18 protein-coding genes are annotated in these 25,065 nt (G+C 60.8%); 4 read left to right on the forward strand and 14 right to left on the reverse strand.

All coding sequences use genetic code 11. The annotated features are described in order from the left end of the window. Positions 1-474: 474 nt before the first annotated feature. The 6 genes from R0J92_RS20125 to R0J92_RS20150 all read right to left on the reverse strand — a co-directional run bounded on the left by R0J92_RS20125 (position 475) and on the right by R0J92_RS20150 (position 6,858). Positions 475-741 carry a hypothetical protein gene (locus tag R0J92_RS20125; protein WP_411052918.1) on the reverse strand — a complete coding sequence of 89 codons (267 nt, stop codon included), beginning with the start codon at positions 739-741 and terminating at the stop codon, positions 475-477. Between the two features lie 307 nt (positions 742-1,048). After that, positions 1,049-2,677, reverse strand: coding sequence for a GMC family oxidoreductase (locus tag R0J92_RS20130; protein WP_411052919.1), 1,629 nt, complete (start codon positions 2,675-2,677; stop codon positions 1,049-1,051). Positions 2,678-2,904: 227 nt separating this feature from the next. After that, positions 2,905-4,173: a F390 synthetase-related protein gene (locus R0J92_RS20135; RefSeq protein WP_411052920.1), complete on the reverse strand. Its 1,269-nt coding sequence runs from the start codon at positions 4,171-4,173 to the stop codon at positions 2,905-2,907. After that, positions 4,170-4,955: an MBL fold metallo-hydrolase gene (locus R0J92_RS20140; RefSeq protein ID WP_411052921.1), complete on the reverse strand. Its 786-nt coding sequence runs from the start codon at positions 4,953-4,955 to the stop codon at positions 4,170-4,172. Before R0J92_RS20140 ends, R0J92_RS20135 begins: the two co-directional genes overlap by 4 nt. Beyond that, the gene (locus tag R0J92_RS20145) at positions 4,943-5,875 is read right to left on the reverse strand and encodes an NAD-dependent epimerase/dehydratase family protein (RefSeq protein ID WP_411052922.1); all 933 of its coding nucleotides are present in this window, start codon (positions 5,873-5,875) and stop codon (positions 4,943-4,945) included. Before R0J92_RS20145 ends, R0J92_RS20140 begins: the two co-directional genes overlap by 13 nt. Further along, positions 5,875-6,858, reverse strand: coding sequence for a 3-oxoacyl-ACP synthase III family protein (locus R0J92_RS20150; RefSeq protein ID WP_411052923.1), 984 nt, complete (start codon positions 6,856-6,858; stop codon positions 5,875-5,877). Before R0J92_RS20150 ends, R0J92_RS20145 begins: the two co-directional genes overlap by 1 nt. A 159-nt stretch (positions 6,859-7,017) precedes the next feature. On the opposite strand from R0J92_RS20150, the gene R0J92_RS20155 reads away from it, so the two are divergent. Together R0J92_RS20155 and R0J92_RS20160 are read left to right on the forward strand one after the other, a co-directional pair. After that, a complete protein-coding gene (locus R0J92_RS20155) occupies positions 7,018-8,064 on the forward strand; it encodes a sulfotransferase (protein WP_411052924.1) in 1,047 nt (348 codons plus the stop codon). Positions 8,065-8,291: 227 nt separating this feature from the next. Next, positions 8,292-8,957 carry a L,D-transpeptidase gene (locus R0J92_RS20160; RefSeq protein ID WP_411052925.1) on the forward strand — a complete coding sequence of 222 codons (666 nt, stop codon included), beginning with the start codon at positions 8,292-8,294 and terminating at the stop codon, positions 8,955-8,957. A gap of 51 nt (positions 8,958-9,008) precedes the next feature. On the opposite strand, the gene R0J92_RS20165 is transcribed toward R0J92_RS20160, so the two are convergent. Then, a complete protein-coding gene (locus R0J92_RS20165) occupies positions 9,009-9,260 on the reverse strand; it encodes a hypothetical protein (RefSeq protein ID WP_106165458.1) in 252 nt (83 codons plus the stop codon). Positions 9,261-9,638: 378 nt separating this feature from the next. Between R0J92_RS20165 and R0J92_RS20170 the strand changes: the two genes are divergently transcribed. Next, a complete protein-coding gene (locus R0J92_RS20170) occupies positions 9,639-10,778 on the forward strand; it encodes a lytic murein transglycosylase (RefSeq protein WP_411052926.1) in 1,140 nt (379 codons plus the stop codon). An 80-nt stretch (positions 10,779-10,858) separates the two neighbouring features. Here the strand turns inward: R0J92_RS20170 and R0J92_RS20175 are convergent, their stop codons facing one another. From R0J92_RS20175 to R0J92_RS20205, 7 genes are all read right to left on the reverse strand, one after another. Further along, entirely contained in the window at positions 10,859-13,156 is a 2,298-nt protein-coding gene (locus R0J92_RS20175) for a hypothetical protein (protein WP_411052927.1), read from the reverse strand. A gap of 176 nt (positions 13,157-13,332) precedes the next feature. Beyond that, a complete protein-coding gene (locus tag R0J92_RS20180; protein ID WP_411052928.1) occupies positions 13,333-13,623 on the reverse strand; it encodes a hypothetical protein in 291 nt (96 codons plus the stop codon). Further along, on the reverse strand, positions 13,613-14,665 hold the full coding sequence (locus R0J92_RS20185) for a hypothetical protein (protein WP_411052929.1): 1,053 nt from the start codon (positions 14,663-14,665) through the stop codon (positions 13,613-13,615). Before R0J92_RS20185 ends, R0J92_RS20180 begins: the two co-directional genes overlap by 11 nt. Beyond that, positions 14,662-15,072: a hypothetical protein gene (locus R0J92_RS20190; RefSeq protein ID WP_106165463.1), complete on the reverse strand. Its 411-nt coding sequence runs from the start codon at positions 15,070-15,072 to the stop codon at positions 14,662-14,664. Before R0J92_RS20190 ends, R0J92_RS20185 begins: the two co-directional genes overlap by 4 nt. Beyond that, positions 15,069-16,556 (reverse strand): FAD-dependent oxidoreductase, encoded by a 1,488-nt coding sequence (locus R0J92_RS20195; RefSeq protein WP_411052930.1) that lies wholly within the window; start codon positions 16,554-16,556, stop codon positions 15,069-15,071. The genes R0J92_RS20190 and R0J92_RS20195 overlap by 4 nt, the downstream gene beginning before the upstream one ends. Before the next feature lie 288 nt (positions 16,557-16,844). Continuing rightward, complete coding sequence (locus R0J92_RS20200; protein WP_411052931.1) at positions 16,845-19,961, reverse strand: efflux RND transporter permease subunit; 3,117 nt, start codon at positions 19,959-19,961, stop codon at positions 16,845-16,847. 3 nt (positions 19,962-19,964) lie between these two features. Then, complete coding sequence (locus R0J92_RS20205) at positions 19,965-21,152, reverse strand: efflux RND transporter periplasmic adaptor subunit (RefSeq protein ID WP_411052932.1); 1,188 nt, start codon at positions 21,150-21,152, stop codon at positions 19,965-19,967. A 368-nt stretch (positions 21,153-21,520) separates the two neighbouring features. Between R0J92_RS20205 and R0J92_RS20210 the strand changes: the two genes are divergently transcribed. Further along, complete coding sequence (locus tag R0J92_RS20210; RefSeq protein ID WP_411052933.1) at positions 21,521-24,733, forward strand: 2Fe-2S iron-sulfur cluster-binding protein; 3,213 nt, start codon at positions 21,521-21,523, stop codon at positions 24,731-24,733. Positions 24,734-25,065 lie beyond the last annotated feature (332 nt).

The following is a 25,065-nucleotide window of genomic DNA, read 5'->3' on the forward strand; positions in this document are numbered from 1 at the left end:
CGTGATCGCCTGCCAGCGAGAGCCATGCTGGCCCTCGTCGTCGAGAACCATCCGCACGGTGCGTTCACGCACTTCGGAGAAAACTTGTTCGTGGTCTTGCGCATGATACTCCATCCTACTCAAGAGTTGGAGCCTCCGGCAAACCCGGCGCGGTTCAAGTGGCCGGGGCAATACATCTTTGAAACCATTGAGGAGGCCAGGCTCAGACAACCGAATGGCTCTGGATTTACAACAACGAGCGGCTCGCATGGCCATCGGTGGGATGACCCCCGCTATGAAACTGAGAACAGCCGCATGAATTCTACGGCTGGACCCCATTGAAAATGGGGGAGTATCCAGTCGCACGCAATGAAGCCCTGCACGCTTCGAAGTATCTGCGCAGAGCCATCTGACGACGATGGAGCGCCTATACCGTGCTCGGCATATCCGTCACAGTTGCCGTAGGGTAAGTCCGTCCGGGAAGGGGAGTTCCTCTCAGAACCTGTTTTGTGCATCAAGGCCGGCTTGTTCCCTCTGTCCCGTAAACTCTGAGAGTGTCTCAGTCAGTTTGTCGAGAGATTCGCTTTCTGGCGACATCGAAGATATTCGTCCCACGATTTCGTCAATCAAGCTCATTGGGAACTCGGCGGGCCCTCTAGAGTGACCAACGATTTCATTCAGATCACTCCAAATGTTTTCAAACGCTTTGGGATCGTTTCGTGATCCTTCGTCATGCATCCTCAGCCAGAAGATATCGCTCATGTCACCGCTCCACTTTGGAAACGTGGATCTCGGAGCGCCACAGAAACCAATGCATCCTGACCCTAACCATCTGGCGAAGGTGGGGCGGGAACCACCGCCGCAGCCGCGCCGGGATATGAGGAGGGCCAGAAAAATGCCCAGCGGGACCGTCTTCCCGACGATTGGATGCCTTGTGTGCGACTTCTGGGGCCGAGCCTTCCTCGCACACAGTCTGCGAATGTGCTCTCCGAGGGGCAAGGTCAGGTCGCAGCCGGTTCGCTTCGATCAATCCCACCCGCTTTGACACAAGGAGCGTAGCTGGCGCTGGTCATGCGGGGACGCGGGCCTCTGCGAGGATCATGTCGGCCGCTTTTTCCGCGATCATCACCACAGGTGAGGCGGTGTTGCCGGAGACGATTTTTGGCATGATGGAGGCATCCACCACCCGGAGACCGGAAAGGCCGTGAACCTTCAGCTCCGGGTCGACCACCGCGCCGTTATCAGTGCCCATCTTGCACGTGCCAACCGGGTGGAAGATGGTCGTGGCGATGTCGCCCACGGCACCCAGAATATCGCCATCACTGATACAATCGGGACCGGGCAAAATCTCCTGAGGTTCATGCGGGGCCAGGGCTTTTGCCGTCATCACCTTCCGAACCTGCTTGATCGAGGCCAGGGCCACGGCTCGGTCGGTTTCCGCGGACAGATAGTTCAGCCGGATATCGGGTTGCTGCTGCAGATCGGTGCTCTGGATGTGGCTGGCCCCGATGCTGTCGGGGCGCAGATTGCAGACGGAGACGGTGATTGCAGGGAAGGGGTGCAGAGGATCACCAAGCTTTTCCGTCGACAGCGGTTGCACGTGATATTCTAGGTCAGGGGTCGCCAAATCCGGGCGCGATTTGGTGAAAATGCCGAACTGGCTTGGGGCCATCGACATCGGCCCGCTGCGGGCCAGTCCGTATTGCATCGCGATCTTTGCTTTCCCGAAAAGGCTGTTGGTCATGGTGTTCAGGGTCTTGGCATTCTTTACGGTGTAGACCGTGCGGATTTGCAGGTGGTCCTGCAGGTTCTCCCCCACGCCTTCCATCGCATGCTGCACGTCGATACCGTGCTGGCTCAGCACGTCCGGGCGACCGATCCCTGATAGCTCCAACAGCTTTGGTGAATTGATTGCGCCCGCCGCCAGCAGGACTTCGCGCCGCGCCAAGGCGTGATGGGTCTGCCCCCCGCGATGATACTCAACACCTGTCACGGTCCGCCCCTCAAGCAGCAGGCGGTGGGTATGTGCCTCGGTCAGCACCCGCAGATTGCCGCGCTTCATTGCTGGTCGCAGAAAGCCCTTGGCCGTGTTCCAGCGCACTCCGTCCTTCTGGTTTACCTCAAAGAACCCGGACCCTTCGTTGTTGCCATCGTTGAAGTCGGCGCGCGGGTGGATGCCAAATTCCTGCGCCCCGCGCTGAACGGACCGCAAAATATCCCAGGTGAGGCGCTGTTTGGAGACCTTCCACTCGCCACCGCTGCGGTGCATCTCGCTGTCGCCGGCATGGTGATCTTCGGATTTCAGAAAGTAGGGAAGCACATCTTCCCATCCCCAGCCGGGGTTCCCGAGCTGGCGCCAGATGTCGTAGTCCGCCGCCTGACCGCGCATGTAGATCATGCCATTGACCGAGGTGCAGCCGCCGAGCACCTTGCCGCGCGGATAGGTCAGGCTGCGACCGTTCAACCCGGCTTCGGGCGCGGTCTTCATCATCCAGTCGGTGCGCGGATTGCCGATGCAGTAGAGGTACCCAACCGGAATATGCACCCAGTGGTAATTGTCGCTTTTCCCGGCCTCCAGCAGCAGCACCTTGTTCTTCGGATCGGCGCTTAGTCGATTGGCTAAAACACAGCCTGCGGTGCCGCCCCCCACGATGATGTAGTCATAGTGTTCGCCGTGTTTGGGCTGTGTGTTTGCCATGCTGCCTATCCTGCCGTCAGTCGTTTTCCCAAGAACGGGGCGGGCGCGTCTCGCAGCGCGAGGGCACGCTGGTCGCGTGTGTCACACTACACCGCCATATCCGCGTCTGGCGAGATCTTCGCTCATGGTCGGGTCATAGCGCCACCCCAGAATTCATAGTCTGGGGAATATCCCATGCTCAGCCCTGCGCCGATCGGGGGCGTGCGCAGCTCGAGGTCAGCCCAGGATTAGGGGCGCGACAGGACTTTGATCCGCCGTCGCTTCGGGTCGGTCTCTAGTGGCAGACCCGACCGGATAGACAGAGAGGGCAGCGTAACATCGAGCTGAGCGGCGAGGGCCGCCAAGGCGCCGCGCAACTCAACCTCGCATTCAGGGGCAGCATGTTGGAGCCAGATCGTCAGATGGTTTGCCTCCTGCACCACCCGATAGTCCTCCACTGGTGTTTCCAGTCTGGCGATCACGGTGCGGATGGCTTCGGCTGGGACCATGCGTGCGCCTGAGGGGCCGCTCCACCACAGGGCGTCGTCCTCTCGCCCCTCGATCCGTGCGATGCGGGTGCAGGCCGAGCCACAGGGGCAGGGGGTGTCGTCCGGTATCAGGACGTCGTCGAGCCTGTAGTTCAGCAGAGGCAGGCTTTCTCGGGTGAAGTCGTAGATCACCGGACAGAACGCGCCACTTTTCGGGTCGATCACATCGCGATCAATGCGCAGCCATGTTTCATTCAAATGCAGGTGTCCCGCGTGACAAGTGAATGCCAGAACGCCTTCCGTGGCCTGATATACCTCATCCACCTTGCAGTTGAACGCGCGGGCCACTGCGTCTCGGTCCTCTGACGAGAGGACTTCGGCGATGGAAGTCACCCGCCGCGGCGCAAGCGCAAGTGCGCCCGCGTCTTGGGCGCAGGCCAAGGCTGTCAGAACACCTGCGGGGGCGATGAGGACCGTTGGGGCAAGGGATGTGAGAGCGGGCAGGTGGGCCTCGACGCCCCTCATGAGATCGAAAAACTCAAACCGTACCATCGGGTTGCCAAGCGAGCGATAGAGCGCGTTGTCGGCCCGCATGAAGAATGCGACACGCTGGGGCTGGCACAGGTTGGGCCAGAAGCGGCCCGACATGATCGCCGCCCAGAGCCGTCGCTCTTTTGGGGTGGTCAGGAACAACCCGCGCTGACCAGAGGTGCCGGTGGACAGGCCGACCGCGACCTGTCCGATCATCGGAGAGAAATCCCGGCTGCCTTCGGCCTGCAGCGCCACATCAAAGGCCCTGTCCCGGTCAATCCCGCAGGTATTGATGGATGAAAAATTCTCCATCAACCGTGCCTTGTTCATCTGTGGTAATGCAGAAAGCGTCGTGTCGACGTGGGATCTGTAGAATGGGGATTGCGGCATGATCCGGCTGCGGAAACGTGCGAATGCGCGATCTTGCAGCGCTGTAATCTCTGCCCGTGACCGAGGCGCGCGCCCATATCGGGTGCGGAGAAACGCAGTCAGGCTCATGGTGCAGCCTCGCGGCAATGCGACGGCACCAGCGTGATATCGGGCCGCGCCCGCATCAATGCCCGCAGTCGTGCAAAGGTCTGGCGATAGGCGCGGGCGTTGCCCAATCTTGCAAGCACGGGCCACGGCGGCAGCTTTCCATCACGCAGGGCGCTGCGTGCGTAGGCGGCATCCGCAATGAGGAAGTGCCGTGCGTCGGGCAGCCAGAGCCCGATCTGCCCGACGCCATGCCCCGGAAGCGCGATGGCGATCGCCTCTCCTGTCCCCAACACGTCATGGCCGCGCGGGAACTCGGGCAAGCCGGTCTCGACTTGCGGGCGTTGGTCGATGGGGCAGGGGCTGCGTGCAAGAACCCCATCGCGCAGCAGGGGAGGGCAGGCCGCGAGCGTCGCCGTCAATGCAGAAGAGAGGCCAGACAGGTGGTCGATGGCCTCCTTGGAGGCAAGCACCGGAATATCGTCTGGAAGATCCAGCAATCCCGCTATGTGATCGCCATGCATATGGCTCAGGATCACGAGGTCGGGCGGTCTGTTCAGTTGCGCGGTCAGTCGCTCCTGTGGCGGCAAGGTCATCGGCGTGGCAATGCGGTACGCCCGTGCGGGAAAGCGATCTGTCGCGTCAGAGAAGCTCGCACCATAGCCGCAATCAAAGAGAATGGTCTGGGTATTCGTCTCGATCAGCGTGGCCAGCGCGGGCAACATGACCTTGCCCCGATCCGGCAGGCCTGCGGCAAAGGCCGGTGCGCGGCAGCTGCCGATCCGAAGCGTGGTCACGCGAAGCATTCTGCCAGTCCGTTGCTAAGCATCACTTGAGGGTGGTAGCCGAGGTCTCGCCGTGCGGCACTGATATCCAGGGTTAGCGACCGACCCAGAGACACGACCGCCTGGCGGGTCAGGGTGGGTTCCGCCCCTCCGCGCAGAAGTGCGCCGCGCTCTGCAAGCCCGGCCAGCGTATAGGCCAGCCCATAGGGCAGGGGGATGCGGCGTGGTTTGTAATTTCCGTGCACGCAGACCATTTCGGCAAGCTGACGGAAGCTGAAAGCTTCGCCCGAGGTGATGTTCCAGACACGTCCTCCGGGGCCGCCTGCCGCTAGGCGCATGGCCCGCGCGGCATCGCTGCGATGGGTCAAGTCGATCTGTGCGCGCCCGCCAGAAATCAGTGGCAGGATACCGCGTTCCAGGGTTGCACAGAGCCGTGGCAGAAGCGCGCGGTCGTGTAGTCCGTAGATCGCACGGGGGCGGATTGCTGTGCATCGCATCGCCCCGTTCTGCGCCAGCACCAGGGTTTCGGCCTGTCGTTTGCTGTCTGCGTAGGGCGACAACGCCCGCTCAGGCAGGGGGGCGTCCTCTGTCAGGTTGAACCTGTTTGTCCCGTCCGCATAGAGGCTGGGGGTGGAGGCAAAGGCGAAGCGGGCAACGTCGGCCTTACCTGCGGCATGCAGCAGGCGTTCGGTGGCCGTCACATTGGCGGCATGAAAGGCGTCCGGGCTGCCCCAGCCACCGCTCATCGCGGCGCAGTGAAACACAGCATCGACGTCACCCACGAGGGTGGCCAGCTCGTCCTGAACAAGATCCGCCGCGACAAACCCAGGTAGGTCGACGGTGCGCCGGGCCGTCGTGCGCAGGGTCCAGCCGTGGGAGGTCAGCTCTGACACCAAGGCACGGCCCAGGCAGCCGCTGGCCCCTGTAATCAATGCCTTCATCAGAACCTCACAACCGTGCCGCCAATGGAAATGCCAGCGGAGGTGCCGACCAACAATGCTGTCTGTCCACGCTTTAGCGCGCCGGATCGGACCGCGTGGTCAAGCGTAGTCGGGATCGACGCGGCGACCTGGTTTCCGGTTTGGGCAAATATGTTCACGACCTGATCGCTGTCAAAGCGCAACGCACGCGTTATGTGAGAGAGCGCCTGAGCACTGGCCTGATGGGGCACCACGCAATCCAGCTGGTCCGGCCTCATCCCGGCGCGCTCCAGCAACCCTGCCAGAAAACGCGGCAGCCGGCGCGAGGCGACCCGGAAGGCCAGTCCGCCATCCATCTGAAACAGCTCGTCGCCCGGTGCGATTCCCCGTGCCGGGTTGCTGCGGGTTCCCCCGGCGGCGAGCACACAGGCCTCTTTGCCCTCGGAATAGGTCTCAAATCCGTGAGCGAGAATTGCGCCCTCATCGCTGCCGAGGACAACCGCCGCCGCACCATCGCCGAAAATCGAAGCGCTCTCCGGCTGAGACCAGTCCAGCCCGACCGAAGCGATATCTGCCGAAAAGACAAGCACCCGGCGTGCGCGCCCAGCAGAGAGCCACATGTTGGCCACATCGAGCGCTTGCAGGAAGCTCAGGCAGGTGGCGTTGATGTCAAACGCCGGTATGCCAGACGTCGCAAGCCCGAGGCGGTTCTGCACCAGAACAGATGTCGAGGGGATCGGTTGCTCCATCACACCGCAGGCTCCAAGGATCAGATCCAGCTCCTCTGGCTGGCAGCCGGCCATGTGCAGCGCCTGTTCTGCCGCTTTGGTTGCCATATATGACGACGTCTCATCCGCATCGGCCACGTGTCGGGATCGGATGCCAAAGCGGGAGAAGCTCTGTCCCTCCTGCCAGCCAAGGCGGGCGTCTATTTCGGTGGACGAGACGTCCTGCCGGGGCAGGTAGCTGCCGGTGCCCAGAATGGTCGTCGCTGTCGGAAACATGTCTTTGAAAGCTCTTTTTGAACGTCGTTCATATACATTGACATCGGAACCTCGGTCGTCAAGGATTGATTTTTAAACCAAATTCAGAATTCCCGTTGAGGCCTCACGCATGACGCGAACCCGCAAAACTTCCCCCGACATGTTCGGCACGCTAGCCACATGAGCGGCGCGACCCAGCCAGCGGCACTGCCAGGTGGGGGGCTGATCCTTGGATCGGCGCGCTGTGGATCGACGTTGGTGTCGAATATCCTCAATAGCCATCCGGCCATCCTGTCCGTCTCTGAATTATTCTCGACCGTGGGGCCGCATGCCTTGCGCCCGGACGTCCTGTCGGGAAAGCGGTTCTGGCGCAATCTGTCACGGCCCTCTCGTGCGTTGTCGCAGGTCGGTAATCCCGATAGTGCCCCGCGGGAGTTTCTCTATGGAAAGGGGCAGGCGCCGGAGCATGACCCCTGGCTTTGCCCTCCGATCCTTGCGATCACGCTGCCACATCTGACGGACACTCCTGACGATCTCTTTCGCCAGCTGGCGCAGGACGTTCCGCAGTGGCCAAGTCGCAGTCTGGCGGATCAGTATAGGGCGCTTTTTGCGACATTGGCTGCCAAACCCAAAAACCAGCCCGTCTGGGTGGAGCGTTCGGGCGGATCGCTGCTGGCGTCGGGCACCCTGTTGGACATGTTTCCCGAGGCGCGACCGGTTCTACTGACACGCAGCGGTCCCGATACGGCGTTGTCTATGCGCGACTACCCGGCCACGCGGCTGGCGATTTGGATGTGGCGCAGGTTGAACTGGGTGGGCATTGATCTGCTCTCGCCGCGCCGCCACTATGGGCGAGGCGGGATCTGGCCATTGATCGCGTCTCTGGGAGGTCTTGGCGGCCTGCGCCATATCCTGAACAGTCGCCCCTCGTTGACCGATTGCGGGGCCTTCTGGTCCGAGCTCACCTGCAGAGGGACGGAGGCTCTGCGCGGGCATGCGCCTCTGGTCGTGTCGTATGAACGTCTGTGCGAGGCCCCAGCCGAGGAGATCACGCGCCTTGGCCTCTATCTCGCGGATGAGGCCCCACAGGAGTGGGTCGCCGCCAGTGCGGTCCTGCCAGAAATCCGACCCTCGCGATTGGCGGCGCTGGGCGCAGCGGATCGGGACGAGCTCCTGCGGGCCTGCGCCCGTGGCGAGGACGCCCTGAGCAGATATCGCGAGGCGTGATCTGGTTGAGCGGGCAGTAGCGCCTAAAAACCTTCCGGATGTACGGGTCGTGTTCGCAACCATGCAATCGCCGCCGGACCTACACATTTGCGTCAGACGCTTGCTCTCGCAGGGCGATCTGCTAGCACTTAAGAGAGCGGTTGGTGTGGGAACTTCTGTCTGTTTGCGTCGTTTTCCCGAGAGACCGGATTGGCGAGGGTGTATCCCGGAGAACGGAGTTTGACGCGATGTTGACAAGACGACACTTTATTTTGACCTCGGCTGCCCTGTTTTCAGCGCCGATAGCTGGACCTGCTTTGGCGAGTGGACGTCCCTCGGCTGCCCGCAAGGCTGCATGGGATGCACAGGTGACACCGGCGGGGTATGATCCTGCGACCACTAACCCTTGGGGCTTTCACCCACGCTTCCTGCCGCAGCGCGTGGAGGCCAATGATGGGTTGGTGCCCGGTGACATCCACGTCGATGCGGTGGCCCGGTACCTCTATCATATCGAAGAGGGGGGCACCGCGATGCGCTATGGCGTGGCGATCGCCAAGGGCAACCTCTACGAGCCGGGCACTTATACCATCCGCCGCAAGGTTGAATGGCCGACCTGGACACCAACGCCGAGCATGATCAAGCGTGACCCTGCGGCCTATGAGCAATTTGCTGACGGGATGGATCCGGGGCCGCGCAACGCGCTGGGCTCGCGTGCGCTCTATCTCTTTGTCGGCAACCGGGACACCTATCTACGCATTCACGGCACCCCGCATCCGCGTTCGATCGGCGGACGCGCAAGCTCGGGCTGCGTGCGGATGGTCATGGCGCATATCAACGACCTTTATCCGAACGTCAGGGTCGGCTCGACCGCCCATCTTTATGCCGCAGAAAAATATGCCACGGCACAAAGCTGACATATGAGCTGAGACTGCTACTGCCCCGAGACTTGTCAGGGCAGCGCGTCCTCAGCCCTCGCGCGCGACGCAGATCGGGTTGCCGCTCGCGGTACGCAGTGGCAGCAGCGTGGTTTCCACCTGACCATTGTGCATGTACCAGTAGCAGCCATCTTCGGGCAGCACACGCGCGGTTGCGAGGTTCTGGTTCGGACCCGCAAGCGTGGCCACTGCTTCGGGAACATTGCCGACGGTACCGCCAGGCGCTGTGCATGCGCCCAACACCAGTCCGGCGACCAAGATGAAACCTATCTGACGTGCCACATTAGACCTCTGCTATGCATAACTCTGTTCTACAGCCATACTGACACCGCAAGACAGAGACGGCAACGTGTTCGCGTGTTGCAACGATGGTTTGCTGGCAGGGTGCTTGCTCCGGTCAGGTTGTGCCTTGTGGTCTGTTCCTGCCTTCTGATGGGCGCGGTGGTGGCGCTCGATTTGACAGAACTCACGCAGGAGGCGCAATGTCCGCTTTTCCATGCTGCCCGAACGCGCCGCGAAGCATCCGTGGAGCCGCTTTGGTACGTGAGGCCAGCCCAGGATAGGACGTTTGGCGCCGATAGGCCTACCGGGTTCAGGCCATTTGGTTGCGGCATGAGCGAATTCCTGCAACCTGTACGTGAGACCAGCAGAGGATGAATCATGTCTATGAACAGACGACAATTCGGCGCTATTGCCGCTGCCTTTGGATTGGCGGGCTGTAGCGGTGTCAGTACGACAAGCGGACCCGTGCCGTCAGGGCTTGCCGATGATCTGCGCCCGGCCCGGAATGCAGGGTACGACAGCTGGGTCGCGAGTTTCCGAGAGCGCGCGGTGAGTCAGGGCTTTTCACGAGATCTGCTGTCGGCGGCCTTTCGGGGCACGGGCTACCTTCCCGGTGTCGTGAAACGGGATCGCAACCAAACCGAATTCAAGCGCACGCTAGAGGATTATTTGTCCATCGCAGTCTCTGATGAGCGGGTCAGCAAGGGGCGCGCTGCCTACGCACGTCATCGCTCGACGCTGGCGGCTATCGAGCGGAAATACGGGGTCGAGGCTCATGTCGTGACGGCCATTTGGGGGCTTGAGAGCTTTTTTGGCGAGCGACGCGGCAATGTACCCGTTATCTCGGCCACTTCGACGCTGGCCTATGATGGCCGTCGTGGGCAGCTGTTTGAAAAACAGCTGATTGCGGCCCTCAAGATCCTCGAAGGGGGGCATGTCGCGCCGCGTGACTTGACGGGGAGCTGGGCGGGAGCGATGGGCCACACCCAGTTCATTCCCACATCGTATCTGTCGTTCGCGGTCGATTTCACAGGCGACGGGCGCAAGGACATCTGGTCCGACGACCCGAGCGACTCCTTGGCGTCCACGGCGGCCTATCTGTCGCGCAATGGATGGCAAACGGGGCTGGCCTGGGGGGGCGAGGCCAGAGCAAACGCGCCTGCAGGAACTGTCATCCAGCCGCAAGCCGGAGGGCCGAAGTTCTCGACAACGGCGAACTTCCGCGCTCTGAAACGCTATAATAATTCGGATGCTTATGCGATCGGAGTTGGACACTTGTCTGATCGGATTGCAGGTCGTGGCCCACTGCGTGGCAGTTTCCCACCCGACAAATACGGTCTGACAAAGGATGACCGTATCGCCCTGCAGCGAGGATTGACGTCCAGCGGATTTGGAACCGGCGGTGCAGATGGCGTGATCGGGCCAAAAACCCGAGAGGCCATCAGTGCCTATCAACAGCGACAGGGCTTGCAGGTAACCGGAGAGCCTTCCTTGGAGCTATTGCGCCGGTTGGGCTGAGGTCGCTTTCTGCATGTGATCCGGCGGTGGTCATACCGCCGGATCGCTATGCTTGAGGGGCCGTAAATGGTGCTCGGTCCTTAGTATGGTGCGGCGCAATCACCGAGCGTGCTATTGGTCATCACCGTGCCGTTGATCGACAGGTCGCCGCCCGCGTCGTTGGTGATGCTGGTGCCGGACCAAGAGCTGGTGTCTGCGCTGCATCCGGCTGGGCTGTTGGCGACAGTGATCTCGCCAGTAACATTGGTGACCGGCCCATAGAAATTCACACCTGCCGTTGTGGCAGCGTTTATGGTTGTATCCGCAAAGGTCACATCCCGGATTGCCCCACCGTTGAAGCCCCAGCTGTCTCCCAGCATGAATATGCCATGGGTCCCTGCGTTGTTGATCTCTATGTTTTCAAAGTCGATGTTCTGCACCGGGTTCAGGAACACGCCTGCACGGCTGGTGTCGTTGATCACGATATTGCGGAAGCTCATGTCTTCTGTGATGCCATCCAGCCTGAGGGCGTCGACGAACATCAGCCCGTTGATCCCGCCGGTCAGTACCGCACCATCCATACTGACCTGTCCGCTTGACTGCATGACAACCAGATCCATGTCACTGCCCTGTTGACTGTTGTCCAGAACCACATTGGTCATGTTCAATCCATCGACGCCCACAGCCAGAATTGCCTCGCGGCGGCTGTTGGTAATGGTGATGTCGTTCAACTCCAATCCGGTGGAAGCGGCGACCACTGTGTAGTCACCGCTTTCGGTGCTGATATCCGAGGCGAGAAAGAAGCCATAGGTCACGTCATCCATGCGAATGCCATCAAAGCGCGCATCCGTAAGGCCGATCGCATTGATCCCGGAATTCGGCACCGAGCTTGGATTGTAAACGCTGAACTCACACAGGGTGTTGTCCTCACAGGTCGGCATGTCACTCAGCCGCGCCTGGCTTAAGCTGAAGTTGCCTACGCTATGGAGCAGAAAGCCGTTTTCGCCGGGCGCCGTGATCTGTGCACCGGTCACAGCGATATGCGTGCCTGCGGTTGCGGAGAACCCGTTGCCGCCCACATTGGCGATGGAAAGGTCGGTGAAGCTGGCATTGCTGACATTCGACAGGTGAATGGCATCACCCCGGCTGCCAGAAATAGCCACATCAGCGATGTGGAAACCATCGACATTGCTGGCGGTGATGCCTTGGTCTCCGCCTGAGAGCGTAAGGCTTTGCGCCCGGCTGTCATCTGCCATCGTCAGCAGCGCGACGGCGGCGCCGGACCCGGCTGGTGCCATGGCGCTGCTCTCTTGCAGGGTGGTTGGCGCGCCTCTGTTGGCCATCCGCATCTGACGTCCGCTTTCGGCCTGCAACACCACCGAGCCGCCGCCGCCAACGAGTGTTTGTCCCTCGGACAGAACAAGCCCCGAGGTCGTGAAATCGCCGGATGCAAAGACCAGCCCGTTTTCGCCGGTATCGACCAGGGCCTCCTGCAAGTTACCTCCTGCATCTATTCGGGCAAAACGACCGAGGGAGTGGCCTGCCAGGCTGACCGCCTCGACCGCGCCAAATGCGCCGGAGCGTGTTGTCACCCGGCGTCGGCGTTCCACATCGCGGGTCAAGCGGTTGGTGCCAAAGCCACCGGCCGAGGTGGCGTTGGAAGACCGTGCATTCGACCCAAAGGGGATTGTCAGTGCAGCATAGGCGTTGGTGTCGGTGCTGCCGGAGCTTCGGTCCGCACGCAGGCCGGCCCGAAAACGTACGCCGGACCGCGTACCAAACAGGTTGTCCAATGCCACTTCCGCGCGGGCTGTGGCGCCGCTGTAGGAGGCACCGTCTGAATGTTCAAAAGAGAAGCCGCCGCCGAAAAGGCCAAAACTGCCGCCGCCAAGAGAGGCAAATTGGATGCGGGCCCCAAGTTCCATATCCGCGCCTTTGAGGGCAAGGCTGCGACCGCTTCTGAAGCGGATTGTTCCGTCCATTTCTGCCAAAGAGTCAAATCGGCTGTCGCTGCGGTTCTTGGTGCCAACAGGAACGTAGGCATTCAGACGCGCCTGAAACACGCCGTGCTGCAGCTCGCCGCTCAGGCCGACCTGGCCAAATCGGTTGCCCATGTCATCTGCAGAACTGTCCGCAAAGATCCCGGTGCCAATCATCCAGCCATTTGCCAAATTGGTGCGGCGCATCGCTTCGAGACTGAATGCAGAGTGGGAATTGTCGTCACGCGCGTAAGAGAGGCGCGCAATGGTTGCGCTGTTGTCGCGCACGGACAAAGGAAAGGTCAGTGCGAGACCGCCTTGCAGCCCGTCTTGATGGTAAATTTGCAGGTCGGCGGCCGACACAGCAGTTGTGGCCAGCATAAGGGACAGCCCTGACAGGGCTGTGAGACGCAAAGTCATTTGGTGAATGTCCGTAGGTTTTGGCCGAGCTGGACATTTGGCTGGGTGTGGCAGCCCGCCTGATAATCACTTTGATCCCGACATACAATGCGACTGTATGAAAAAAACAGTTCAAAGACAGGTGCTTGCGGCGGTTCTCTTGTGACCGGAAGGCCGGTCAGGGCCAGTGCGTCAGTTCACTGTTGGGGCAATGGCAGGCACCCAGGCAGGCCCGCGGGTAGGACAAGCCAGGCCCCGCTGCCGTAGAGCGCGCGCGCGACCCCTGACTGGTCAGAGGCAAGTGTGACGCTGTAGGAGGAGGCCGCAATGATCGACGTGGTGTCGGGCAGGTCATTCAGAAGCGCCGCGCTGGGTAAGAGCACCACATATGCTGGTGCATCATCCGTGAGGAGCGCGACTATAACAAGGATGGACATCCAGCCAACCAAGAGCAGGGGCAAGGCGCGCGCAAGTGACTTAATAGTCATGGATATGCTCCAGCGTCAGGCTGGTCTGCTCCATCTGCCGCAATCGCTGCATGAGTTCGGTGACGTCTAGCGTAATCAGGTGACGATAGTCATCAAACCCCTGTCGTTGTCGGCTGAGAAGCGATCCTGGTTCGCCAGGCTGATCTGAGATCGCGGTGAGAAGAATGTCGTCATTCCCGGCGATTTCGATCACGTCGATGCCATCGCTCGCCATTCTCATCAGAAGCCGGGTAAGGGCGCGATAACGCAGTGTTTGGATTTCGACGCCCTCGGGGCGCGTCTTGATCACCGTGACACCGTCATAGCGCTCGAACTGTGTCGGGGAGGCGCCGGTAACGATCATTCGCAGTGTCAGTTCATCCTGTCCAACCTGGGCGACAGCCTGCGCAATCACATCGGCATATGCCGCCTTGGCCCGGTATTCCAAACCCAGCGCCAGTCGGCGTTCCGTGTCTCTCAGCGCCGCGGTGGACTGAGTTCGGAGCGCCTCGGCGTCCGCACGAAAAGACCATTTATACCAGGGCACCTGCTGCAGGAATGCTGCATACTCTGCCGCCTGCCGCGCGGACAGCTTGTCGAGTGGGGTAGGGCGCGGGCCGCGCAGCCAGGCGAACAGCCGCCCCAGTGTTTCTTCGTAGGCAGCCTTTAGCGCCAGTTCCGCAGTGAAACTTGTGCCGATCACATACACCATCTGTTTTGTGTCGCGATCAATTTCGCCATGGGCGGAGGCTTCGCCGGTGATGGCGCAGAGGGAGGTCCAGAAACCGCCGATGCTGCGCAAGTAGCTGTAATCGTGGGGATCCCCGTCGCGCAAAACCTCGGCATAGTCTTCATAGGCGTGGACAATGTACCACTCGGGATAGGTCATGAGGCTGCGCGTTTCGGGACGGTGGTGCGCCGGGGCTATCAACGCCGCATAGGGCTGAGGGCGGGCGTCGCCCTGGCACATGGTTTCGACATAGGCCACGGGCGCGCCGAGGCCGAGCACCAGAACCAGGCAAATTACGATCAGCCGCCTGAACCATCTCCACACTGAGTTCACTTTGTCTCACCTGAGTTTCGCAGCCCGGCCCAGACGGCCACCCCTCCGAGCGCCAGATGCGGCAGGTTGGCGAGGACGCGGCGAACCGACAGGTCCATGCCGAGCGACCCATTGGTAAAGATCCCAAGGTCGAGATATCCGTAGCCTGTGAAAAACCCAAAGACACCGTCCCCGAGATAGGCAAACCCGAACAGGATCAAGAAGCTCCGCGCCGCGCGGTGGGACAGCAAACCTGCCACAAGCGCCCAAAGGGCGGAGGCCACATGCAGCGCGTCATCGTAGATATCGAGCGCAAAAATGCCGAATGCCAGGCCTGCCTCATCGGTCAGACCGGGGATGTAGTTCAGGGAAGCGGCGATCATCAACGCCACGAAGTACCCCAGCGAGAGTTTTTGCAGAATGGTCATGCCAAATCCAGATAGCTGTCCCAGAGAGTGTTGCGGAGGACAAGTTGCGGGTCCAGTCTCCGTTTGTCTTGCGCGAATACCTCGGCTTTCGGATAGGAGGCAACAAACTGCTCCACCGTCGCATGCGGGCGGTAGGGCAGGTAATATGCACCACCTATCGCGACGATCCGGTCAGTCAGCGCTCTGGTCATCCGGGCCATGTCGGCCTCTGCGCGATGTGTCAGTTCCTGGCTGAACGACATGACAGCTGCGATCCGCGGCTCTGTCGCAAACGACAGGGTGCTTTGATCGTCCTGCGCGACGTAGCGCAGAGTCACGTTCAGAAACTCCTGATAGGAGGCGGGTATCACCTCGCGGCATGCCTCCAGAAAGCCGTCGAACGCGTCAAAGCCCACGAAATATTCATGCAGGATATCAGTGCGATCAGGGTCACGGTCGTCCAGCGTGACGACAGGTTCATTGATGAGTGTGTTCCGGGTCGCATCTCCCGCCCCGAGCATCGGGCCAAGGCGGGTTTCGTTCCACCAGCGGAACGATTTGAAGGTCTCGTCGCCCAGCTGCGCCCGGTACAGTCGGCTCGCGGCATGGGACATCCAGCCAGAACCGGCGGCGGTGGGCAAATCCAACTGATCCTCGGTTTCGCGATAGCTGACCAGCAGGGCCTTCTGAAAGAAGTTGGCGCGTTCCACGTTGAGGCGACCGTAGGCCATGGTCACGGAGGGATCTTCGATGGCCTCGCGAAAGGCGCTGGCAAATGCGCTGGCGTCCAGCACATCGTAGGTCGGGGTCAGGCGGGTGTTTTTCACCATCTCCACGTCCAGATCGACGATGACACCAATCAGCCCGTAACCGCCCATGGCCATGTTGAAAATCTCTGCATTCTCGGACGGCGAGCAAGTCACCAGCTCGCCCGATGGTAAGATCATCCGCAGCGCACGCACGGTGGATCCCATCGGTCCGAAGGGCACAGGCCAGCCATGGGCGTTCACGGAGAATGTCGCGGCCACACCGAAATCGTTGTTGGATTGCATGACCTTTGGCGACCAGCCCTGAGGATCGAGCGCGGAGATCACCTGCGACCATCGTGCACCGGCATGGACCCGGTAGATACGGTTGGCGCTGTCAATCTCGACTGACCCATTGTCGAAAGTGACAGCGGTGCCCTCACGCGGGATTGCTTGTCCTCCCATCGAATGACGCGCGGCGCCGACGTTGAGCGGTCGCCCCTCGGTCCTCGCCTGCACCAATTCGGCGCGGATTGAGGACACCAATGCCTCTCCGGCGTCGTCCTGCATCACCAGATGTTTGTGGATCGGGGTGGCGGACAGCCCACTGGCATCATTCAGTATATTCTGCCCGGTTGGTACCGGGATGCGCGCCGTGCCGTCGTATACGGGCAGGTTTGGGCTCAACCAACGTGACAGGCCCCAACCGGCAGCGCCGCCTATTCCGAGCAGTGCCGCTCTTCTGGACAGTGATCTCATCAATTCATCTCTCCCGCTGCCGGAGTGTGAAGGGACAGGACAGCAATTGAATGTGTGTTTTGTAAAATGGTTCCCGGCGTTTCGGACCGGGATCGTGATCAACTCAGCTCAGTGTATGACGAGCCGTAGTCTGAGGATCAATGCCGTTTGCATCGCAAAGGGGCGTATTGCTTGGTCGGTTTGATCGTGGAGTTGCACCTACTATTGCCAGCTTCGGCGGTTGCCATCACCATCCAGCAGGCGGAGTGTGTGTTTCCGGCGCGCCAGTGAAGGCGCGCCGGATAGTGGTCAGACAGCGCCGATATCGACACCTGTCAGCTTGCGGGTAATCCGCATGATCAGGACGTAGAATGCAGGAACCATGAAAATTCCAAGGAAGGTGGAAGCCACCATCCCGCCGATTACCCCGATACCGATGGCGTTTTGCGATGCCGCGCCTGCGCCGGTTGCAAGGGCGAGGGGCAGCACCCCGAGTATGAACGTCAAAGCGGTCATCAGGATCGGGCGCAACCGTAGACGGGCCGCTTCGATTGCGGCATCGGCGATGGTCATGCCGGTGCGCCGCAGATCCTCTGCAAATTCCACGATCAGGATGGCGTTTCGTGCCGCGAGTCCGATCGTGGTCAGCATACCCACCTTGAAGTAGACGTCATTCGACTGACCAAAGATCCAGGCTGCGAACAGCGCTCCGAGAATGCCCACCGGCACCGCCAGCATCACCGCCAGCGGGATCGACCAGCTCTCGTAGAGAGCGGCCAGTGCGAGAAAGACGACCAGCGCGGAGATTGCGTAGAGGATCGGTGCCTGATCGCCGGATTGGCGTTCTTGATAGCTGAGGCCGGTCCAGGCCGCCGCGTATCCTCCGTCCAGGTCGGCCACCAATGCCTCCATCTCCGCCATTGCCGTGCCGGAACTGTAGCCGCTCCCCGGCGAGCCGGAAATCTGCAGGGCGGAGGTTGCGCCGTAGCGTTCCAGCGTGGGGGCGACGGGTTCCCAGGAGGTGGACATGAAGGCCGAGAATGGCACCATTTCTCCGGCTGCGTTGCGCGCATACCAGTCAAAGACATCTTCGGTCTGCATGCGATAGGGTGCATCGCCCTGCACGATGACCGGGCGCAATGCGGCGCCAAGCTCGAAATCATTGACCTCGGATCCCGCGAAGATCACGGACAACATGCCGTTGACCTCGGATAAGGTCAGGCCGAAACTCTCGGCCTTGGCGCGATCAATCGTGATTTTCAGGGCGCTATCCTTCTCGGTACCATTGGCGCTGAGGTTGACCACGCGATCGCTCTGCTCGGCATTTGCGACCAATTGTTCCGCTGCGGCCTGAAGGGCGTCGGAGCCGGCGCCGGACTGGTCGACCAGATACATCTCAAAGCCACCACTGTTGCCGAGCCCTCGAATGGCCGGGGGTTGCAGGACGAAGATCTGCCCGTCTCGCAGCTGACTGAAGGCAATATTTGCCCGTTGCGCCACTTGTGCGGCGGCAAGTTGGGCCTGTCCGTCACGCTCGTCAAAGCTTTTGAGTTTTACAAAAACCATGGCGCGGTTCTGCCCACTGCCGGAAAAGCCAAACCCCAATGCGGCAAACGTGCTTTCCACCGCATCGGCTTCGTCCGTCAGGAAAAACGCCTCCAGTTTTTCCACGGTTGCGGTCGTCTGCGCGGTTGTCGCCCCCTCGGGAAGCGTGACGACGGTCAGAAGCACGCCCTGATCCTCGGTCGGGATGAAGGATGTGGTGAGGCGATTGTTCACCATATAGGCCCCGACCAACACCGCAACGAGGGCGAGCGGCATCAATACTGGCAGCCGCAGCGTGCCTTTGACTCCATCGCCGTACCCGGTGATGCCGCGATTGACGAGCGCATTGAACCACCGGAAGGGGGCGAAACGAGGTTCGCCTTCCTTTGGCTTCAGAAGACGGGCAGACATTGGTGGCGACAGGATGATCGCAACGCAGAGGGACAATGTCATCGCTGTGACCATGGTGACAGAGAACTGGCGGTAGATCACCCCGGTGGACCCGCCGAAAAACGCCATCGGCAAGAAGACCGCCGCGAGTACCACGTTGATCCCCAACAGTGCAGAGGTGATTTGCCCCATGCTCTTCTGGGTCGCTTCACCTGCGGACAGGCCTTCGTCCTCCATCAGGCGTTCGACGTTTTCCACCACCACAATGGCATCATCAACCAGCAGTCCGATCGCGAGCACCATGGCGAACATGGTCAGGGTATTGATGGAGAAGCCACCGATCTGCAGGACGGCAAATGTCCCGAGCAAAACCACCGGCACGGCGATCAGCGGGATCAGCGTCGCCCGCCAGCTTTGCAGGAACAGCAACAGCACCAGGAACACCAGAACGACCGCTTCTATCAGCGTGTGGTAGACCTGTTCGATCGACAACTCGACAAAGGGCGAAGTATCATAGGCGATTTCGAACTCGACGCCCTCTGGCAAGGAGGGGGCAAGGCGATCCAGTGTCGCGCGCACCGCAGCGGCCGTGTCCACCGCGTTTGCACCCGTGGCGAGGTTCACGCCGAAACCAGTCGCGTTCTTGCCGGAAAAACGCGAGTCGCCGCCATAGCTTTCCTGGCCGATCTCCACGCGCGCCACATCTGCCAGATGCACAGTTCCGCCGCTTTCATCGGCCTTGAGCAGGATCTGCTCAAATTCCTCGACGGTGGTCATCTGGCTCTGTGCCGTGATCGTGGCATTGAACTGCTGACCAATGAGCGTCGGCTGGCTGCCGAGGGAGCCGACCGAAACGGTGGTGTTCTGTTCTTGAACTGCTCCGACCACGTCCTGTGGCGTCAGCTGGAACCGGGCCAGGGCAATGGGGTCGAGCCAGATCCGCATGGCATAGCCGGAACCAAAGATGCTGACGCCGCCGACCCCCTCAGTGCGTTGGATCGGTCCTTCGACCTGTTCAGATAGGATGTTTCCGAGCTCGACGGTGGAGTATTGTCCGTTCTCGGCCACGATGGCCCCGACCAGCAAGATGGAGGACGAGGATCGCGAAACGGTCACGCCCTGAGTACGCACAGCGGTCGGCAGCTGGCCCTCGACTTGCGACACCTTGGTCTGGACCTCGTTCTGCGCGTCGATCGGCTCGACGCTCTCATCAAAGGTAATCTGGATGGACGCCGACCCCTCGGAGGAGCGCGCGGTCATATAGATCATGCCATCCAGGCCGGTCATGGCATCCTCGATGACCCGCGTGACGGAGTTCTCCACCGCCTCGGCCGTGGCACCGTTGTAGCTGGCTGAAACCCGAACCGTGGTGGGGGCGATCTCCGGATACTGCGCCACGGGCAGGGTCAGCGCGGACCATGTCCCGATGAGCATGGTCATGAGGGCGAGCACCCATGCAAATACTGGGCGCTTGATAAAGAAGAGACCCATGTCTTAGCCCTCGTCGCTGTCGTCAGCGGCTTGTTCGGTCACGACGCCGGTATCGGAGATATTGACCGGGACGGTCTTCAACGACGCGCCATCGCGCATGGATGTCAGCCCATCTACAATCAGCGCCTCGCCTGCGGAAATTCCGTCGGTGACGATCCATGCATTCTTGTAGCTGCCGTGTTCGGTCAGTTCGCGCTGTTCGGCGATATCATCCACTGCGACAAATGCGGTCAGGGTGCCATCAGCAGCCCGGGCCGTTGCGCCCTGTGGGACAAGCACGGCGCGCGTTGTGCCCAACTCGATCTTCACCCGCAGGAATTGACCAGGCAACAAACGCCGCTCCGGATTGTCAAAGCGAATGCGGAATTCGAACGTCCCTGTGGTGGTGGAGACCCGGGTGCCGGGCGACTCCAATGTGCCTTTCTGGTCGTACTGCGCCCCATTCTCAAGCGTCAGGCTGAGGTCGAGGTCTTCACCACGCTCCAACGTACCGCCCTCGATCATGGCGCGAACCTCGGCGAGGCGTTTGCTGGACTCTTCAACATCAATGTAGATCGGATCAAGCCGGGTGACCGTCGTCAGCGCATCTGACTGGTTGGCGGTCACCACCGCGCCGACCGAGACGTTGGGCACTTCGGCGATGCCTGTGATCGGGCTTTGAATTTCTGTGCGTTCGAGATTGAGCTGTGCGATTTTTAGTGCGGCACGGGAAGAGCTGAGCTCTGCCTTGTTTTGCAACACGGCAACCCGTGCGGTTTCCACGTCCTCGATGGTGACCCCGGTCCCTTGCAGCCGCTCGTAGCGCGACAGGGTGGCCTCGGCTGCCGTCACCGCCGCTTTGGCGCGGGCAACTTCGGCTTCGGCTGCGGCCACATCAACCTCGAAAGTGTCCCCCTCGATGCGGAACAGGACATCGCCTTTTTCGACCTTGCGCCCGGCTTCATATATAATGTCGCGAATGGTGCCATCCACACGGGGTCGAATGTCCACTTCTTCATAGGCGACGGCGCGGCCGGGCAAGGTGACGGAATACGGTACCTGTGCCTCTTCCAGCAGAATGATACCGGCGGCGATAGGGCCGCCCCTGCCCAGTGTCGGTTGTGCTGCGGCGGGCAGGGTCATCAACAGGGTAATGGCGCCCGCACTGATCCAATTCAATGCTGCGGGGAAGCGGGGTGACGAATAGGCCATGTATGTCCTTGATACTGTGAAGGCGGCGTCGCGCGGACGGTCTGTATTTTGTACGCTTGGGGTGTGGAATTCTGTCGCCTGAGTGGCGTGAAATTCCATGCCTAGGGCTGTTATCGGAAACGGTTCAAATTTCTCCAACCATATCAGGGTGCTGTACACAAGCCTATGACAGTTCTGCACAGAATACGTGCAGCACCGCGCCGAACGGCCGTCGCCTAGGCCGCCAAACTCACGACGCGATGGTCGCGCGTGCCACTTGGCGGCACGAGCAAGCTGTTATTCCTGCAGAGGTCAGGGCGTGGCTCTAGCATGTCCGATGGTGCGACCCAGTTGTCGCCGTCCGCCACAGCCGTTCCAGGAGAGCCAGCATGTCCATTCGTTTCTTTTCCTCGCGGCACCGACCCGTACATCTGGGTCCGTTTCCGCTGGAGCGGTTGAAACGTATTCCCCATGCGGATCTGGATGGCGTACCGCGCGCGGTGGCGCTCAACTTCCGCCGCCCCGATGCTCCGGCCAGTATCGTGAATGCGATGTGCGAATATCAGGCGATGATGGATGCGATCCGCGATGGTTTGGTGAACGGCGCACGAGCCGACGTGCCAGACGATCTGCAGGAGCGGTCCGAGCATATCAAGGCGTTTGGGTATTTTGCGGACGCCGCAATGGTGGGGATCGGTCCGATGGTCGAGGGCGCCCGACTGCAACGCCCCTGGCGCAATCCGGATATTGATCGGCTGGCCGAGGATTTGAAAACACGCCAGACCAAGACACTGGCCTCTGGCATCGACATGATCATGGCCGATCTGAAAGAAGCCCTGCAGGCTCCGCCAACCACGATCGGGGCGCACAAACACGCGATTGTCTTCCTGTACGAGATGCCGCGTGATCCAAAGCCCGGTGAAGCAGGTTGTGACTGGATCGAGGGGGCGGAGGCGCATCGCGCCTGCCTGCGCAGTGCCGAAACCGCAGTGGTGCTTGCGAACTACATTCGATTGCTGGGGTGGGATGCCAAGGCACATACGGGGACATCGTCCGACGTCGACCTGAACCAGCTGGCCGTCGCCGCTGGCATAGCGCGTATGGACGACGGGCAGCTGGTCGCGCCGTATCTGGGGGAGCGATTTGGCCTCGCGGTGGTGACCACCGACCTTGATCTTGCCGAAGATCAGCCATTGGCCCCCTTTGCGCAACAGCCTGGCCGCGAGGGGCGGGATTTGCGTTGGTGGGTCGGGGCAGGGGCCGAACGGTCTGCTCTGAATGACGATCCCTACCGGAGCCGCGACTTTCGAGATGGCCCACATCCATTCGAAACACTGAAACGTGTCAAGACACCCACCACCTATATTGATGAGGCGCGGGTCGCCCGAGTGCCAAAACGGACAGACATGTTTGCAAGGGCGCAGTTCGGCGACATGGGCAAGGGCAATCAAAAGGCGGCCACCGGTGGGTACTATGTGCGCAAGGCGGCTCCGGCGATGGCGCAGCGCCGCATGCTGGGTGCCTTTGTCCTGCTTCAAGACGGCGCCCCGGCTGCAGGGCCACGCCCGACCGATGCAAGACGGAATGCAGATATGGTCAAGGCGGCGTCCTACTGGCTGGGGATTGATGCTGTTGGTATCAGCCGCTGCCCAGACTGGGCCTGGTATAGCCATGACGCCACCGGGGCTCCGATCTCTCCTGATCATCCACATGCGATCTCGATGATTGTCGATCAGGGGTTCGATACCACCGAAGGCACATCGGGTGATGACTGGATTGCGGTGGCCCAGTCCATGCGCGCCTACCTGCGCTTTTCCCTGCTTGGCGGGGTGATCGCACGACAGATCCGAAATCTGGGCTACAAGGCGAAGGCGCATACGGTGATGGACGGAGAGGTCCTGCAGCCGCCCTTGTTGCTATTGTCAGGACTGGGAGAGGTGTCGCGCATCGGCGAGGTGATCCTCAACCCGTTCCTTGGTCCGCGGCTGAAGTCCGGCGTGGTGACCACCGATATGCCGATGGATCATGATTTGCCGATTGATTTTGGTCTGCAGTCGTTTTGCGAGTCCTGCAACAAATGCGCGCGTGAGTGTCCTGCAGGTGCAATCACCGCCGGGCCGAAGCTGATGTTCAACGGTTATGAGATCTGGAAATCGGACAGTCAGAAATGCACCACCTATCGGATCACCACGCCCGGCGGTGCAATGTGTGGGCGTTGCATGAAGACATGCCCCTGGAATCTGGAAGGGATCTTCGCTGAAAAGCCGTTTCGCTGGGCGGCGATGAATATCCCGAAGGCCGCCCCCGCCTTGGCCAAGCTGGACGATGTGCTTGGCAATGGTGAAATGAATCCTGCCAAGAAGTGGTGGTGGGATCTCGAACTGGAGGAGGATGGAGCCTATCGCCCGACCCGCCATCCGGTGAACGCGCGTCGCCTGCAGACAGATCTCGATCTCAGGTACGAAGATCAGACACTTGCGGTTTACCCCGCCAACCTTGCCCCGCACCCCTATCCCTATCCTTTCCCGATGGACCGGGAGGCTGGGATCGAAGCCTATCAGGCCATGATCACCGCCGAGGAGTACAAGACGCGGCGGGCAAAGGGCGAGAGCGGCGAGTGGGACCACATATATAAGAGTGACAGTGACAGCCCGGTGCTGGAGGTGATCGTGTCCAAGGCGGAGATCATGGCAGAGGGAATCACGAAGTACGAATTCCGTGCGGCCGATGGCGGTGAACTCCCAGCGTGGACCGCGGGCGCCCATCTGGACATCGTGGTCGCTCCGGAATTTTTGCGCCAGTATTCCATGTCGGGAAATCCCGCTGATCGTTCGCACTACCAGATCGGCGTGCTGCGCGAGGAGGCTGGGCGCGGCGGCTCAAAGCTGCTGCATCGGATCTTTTCCGAGGGGCGGCGCATTTTCATTTCCCGTCCCATCAATCACTTCCCCTTGGAGGAGACGGCAACAAAGACCTTTCTGATGGGCGGTGGCATCGGCGTGACCCCGATGATTGCCATGGCGCATCGCCTCCATGCGCTCGGGAGGGCGTTCGAGCTTCACTACTCCATTAGATCCCGTGACCAGGGCGGGTATCTGGAGGACCTGGCGCAGGTGCCCTGGGCGAAACATGTCCATCTCCACATCTCTGATGAGGGCACACGGGCGCAATTCGACGAGATCTTGTCTGGCTACCAACTTGGCTGGAATGTCTACACCTGCGGGGCTGGCCCCTACATGGATGCAGTGATGGCCGGGGCCGAAGCCTCCGGCTTTCCAGAGGAGGCGCGTCACCTGGAATACTTCTCGGTGCCTGAGCAACCAGAGTATGAGAACCACCCCTTTACTCTCAAGCTGTCAGCGTCCGGCAAAGAGATCGCCGTCACTGCCGAGCAGACTGCCACAGATGCTCTGGCGGAACACGGTATCCATGTGGATGTGAAATGCGCCGATGGGATCTGCGGTGTGTGCAAGTGTGGTCTCGTATCGGGGGAGGTGGAACACCGGGACTTTGTCTTGTCGAAGGCGCAGCGAGAAGGGGCCATTGTGCTGTGCCAATCACGCGCCGCGGAACCCGAGGGGGTGCTGGAAATCGATTTGTGAGAAGCCGATGGCGGTACATCGTCCACGCAGATCTCTGGAATCATCTCTGCGATTCACTGATTGCCCCATGTGCGAGTCGCAAATGCCCGTCGGTTTTGGTGCTTGCTCGCGGTGAGTCTACTATATCTGGTGAGGGCGTCTGTTTCTCTCGCAGTGACGCTGGTCATCCCCTCACCGCTGCGCGTGAATCCTGACGGTGATGCCATGTCTAAGGTATTGAAAATAAACAAATAACAATGATTTTCGCAAAAACGTCAAAAAAGGGGTTGCGGGTCAGTTGGTCTAACCTTAGAACCCCCTCTACCGGCGGCGCTGAGGCGCTACGGTGACAG

This window comes from Tritonibacter sp. SIMBA_163 (genome assembly GCF_046535935.1).
GTDB lineage: Bacteria > Pseudomonadota > Alphaproteobacteria > Rhodobacterales > Rhodobacteraceae > Epibacterium > Epibacterium scottomollicae.